2 protein-coding genes are annotated in these 1185 nt (G+C 73.3%); both read right to left on the reverse strand.

Annotated elements, in window-relative coordinates:
- Nucleotides 1-446, reverse strand: a 446-nt coding sequence (locus ACLBYD_RS10085; protein WP_447816315.1) for an amidohydrolase family protein, incomplete at its 3' end; no start/stop codon positions are given.
- A gap of 19 nt (nucleotides 447-465) precedes the next feature.
- A complete protein-coding gene (locus ACLBYD_RS10090; protein WP_447816316.1) occupies nucleotides 466-1059 on the reverse strand; it encodes an FxsA family protein in 594 nt (197 codons plus the stop codon).
- Nucleotides 1060-1185: the final 126 nt, after the last annotated feature.

A 1185-nucleotide genomic window follows, 5' to 3' on the forward strand; every position in this document is an offset into this window, starting at 1 on the left:
GCCGCCGCCGAATGCGCATCGATCCGACCGAGATAGACGAGCCGGGACGGGGCGGCGGCATCGAGGTCGGCGGTGGTCGGCGGGGTCGGGTCGGGCCAGCGGGTCTCGTCCCAGCCGTGCCCCCAGATCACCGCGCCGTCGTGCGCGTCGGCGTGCGCACGGACCCGGCGCAGCGCGTCGTCGCGGTCGACGGCGTCGGTCAGATCCAGCCCGGTCAGGGCCAGGCCGTGGCTGGTGGTGTGCACGTGGGTGTCGACGAAACCGGGGGCGACGAACGCGCCGTGCAGGTCGACGATCTCGGCGTCCGGGTGCAGGGCGCGGCCGGGTCGGTCCTGCCCGACCCACACGACGGTGCCATCGGTGACGGCCATCGCGGTGGCATCGGGGGCGCTGGCGCTGTAGACGCGGCCGCCGACGAGAAGCTGGGTGTGCGGTGCAGGGCTCACGAGTGCCCAGTCTGCCCGGTTACCGCTCTTCGCGGCGGCGCGGGGTCTCCACGATCTCCCCTTCGAGCACGGTGCCACGGTCGTCGACCTGCTCGGTCACCGCCGCACTACCGGTCAGGTGCGGGGCACCCCCGACGACACTGTGATCGACGACCTGCCCGTCGACCACCACCAGCCGCTGCGCGGAGAATCCGGTGGCGCGGGCCCGCCGCGCGACCAGCGTGCGCACCGCCGGACGCAGCGCGGCGCGGGTCGGCAGCAACAACAGCACCCCGAGGGCGGTGCTGACGATGCCGGGGATCAGCACCAGCGCCGCGCCGGCGCCGATGAGCGCACCGTCGGTGAGCACCTGCTCCGGGGAATTCGCGCGCGGCGCCCGGCCGCCGCGCAGTTCACCGAGGTTGCGCAGCGCGCGGCGACCCAGCGCGGCGAGCACGAGGTAACCGGCGGCGCTGACACCGAGGAAGATCAACACGGTGGCCAAGGCGCCGAGGGTGGAGCCGAGCCAGGCCAGCACCGCGATCTCCGCCACGACGTAGAGCACGAACAACAACGGGTACACGGCGGGGTTTCCTTCCGTCGGCGGTTTCTGTCCGGTCAACGAACGGGCCACCGGTTTTGCTCCCGCACCCGCCCCCGGATGCGGCGCGTGATCGAATGGCCGCCATGACTGCAGGTGACTGGGCGTTGCTGATGACCGCCGCGACGGCCGCCGGATGGGTGGACGCGGTGGTCGGCG

The organism is Rhodococcus sp. C26F (assembly GCF_053345925.1).